Annotated in this window: 1 protein-coding gene and 1 pseudogene; both read left to right on the top strand. The window is 57.3% G+C overall.

Going from position 1 to position 1,186, the window contains the following annotated elements; translation table 11 throughout:
- Positions 1-435: pseudogene (locus C5B90_RS20650) on the top strand (gfo/Idh/MocA family oxidoreductase); the annotation flags it as partial.
- 267 nt (positions 436-702) lie between these two features.
- A partial coding sequence (locus C5B90_RS19880; RefSeq protein ID WP_115883632.1) for an ABC transporter substrate-binding protein occupies positions 703-1,186 on the top strand: 484 nt, incomplete at its 3' end.

The following is a 1,186-nucleotide window of genomic DNA, read 5'->3' as shown; positions in this document are numbered from 1 at the left end:
GTGCGGTATTTCGCGGGGGATGTAGACGAACTCCACGCATTCGGTGACAAGCAAGTAGTCGGGGACCAAGTTGACTTCGAGGATTCGGTTGTCGCGACAATGCACCACGAGACGGGCGCGGTGAGCCACGTTGCAACAAGCTGTGCGTCGCCTCGATACCGCACCGCAGTAGACGTGATCGGTGACGGCTTCGATCTGCAGTTGGACTTCAACGAGAACCGCCTGACAGGCGTCGTCGACGGACAAGATATCGCGTACGAGGGAAGCGGCGAGGAGAAGTACAGAGACGAATTGGAGGCGTTTCTAACTGCCGTCTCAAACGACGACCAGTCACTCGTTCGGTCGCCCTATTCGGACGCGAAAAAGACGTTCGAGGCGACACTCGACGTCTACGAGACGATCGACGACGCAGCGTCCGTCGAACTCGAGCGCTGAACTGGACGCTGTCTGGCGGCGAATCGGACGCCGAAAATATTAACTATTGTTAGAAAACATTGTTGGCGTGGTCCGACAATGAATGACAGTGACAGCCGTATCAGTCGGCGACAGGTTGCGTATTTAACGGGTTCGAGCGCTCTAGCGGCCATCGCCGGATGCGTTGGGACTGGGTCGCAGAGTAGAACACAGACCAGCGATGGGTCGAATGACGGCGGTCAATCAGGATCAACCGCCACGAACGGACAGTCCACCGCTCAATCGAAAATGGCGGACACGATCAACGCTTGGGGTTGGGACGTCGCTGCGAAATCCCTAAAGATCACCGCAGCCGACTACGAAAACGAGACCGGCGCGGCCGTGACGGTTTCCCAGATGGGACAAGGGAATATGAACGACAAGTTCAAATCGTCCCTCCTGTCTGGGTCCGGTGCGCCCGCGTGTGCGATGATGGAAGATCCGAGTGCGCCAGCCTGGGTCGGCACAGACGGACTTCGCGACATCTCCGGGTGGATCGACGAGGCTGGATTAAAAGACAAGTTCGTGAGCGGAAAGTGGACCCCACTTCAGGACGACAGCGGGGTCTATGGGCTCCCGTGGGACATTGGACCAGTTGGGCTCTTTTATCGCCGAGACCTACTAGAGCAAAACGGGATCGACCCAACGACGATAGAGACAGTGGATCAGCTCATCGAGGAAGGAAAGCAGCTCCCCGAAGGAACGGGTATGTTGAACCTCCCGTTGAACGATT

The sequence above is a fragment of the Haloferax sp. Atlit-12N genome (genome assembly GCF_003383095.1).
Lineage (GTDB): Archaea > Halobacteriota > Halobacteria > Halobacteriales > Haloferacaceae > Haloferax.
This window is presented reverse-complemented; position numbering and strand designations above follow the sequence as displayed.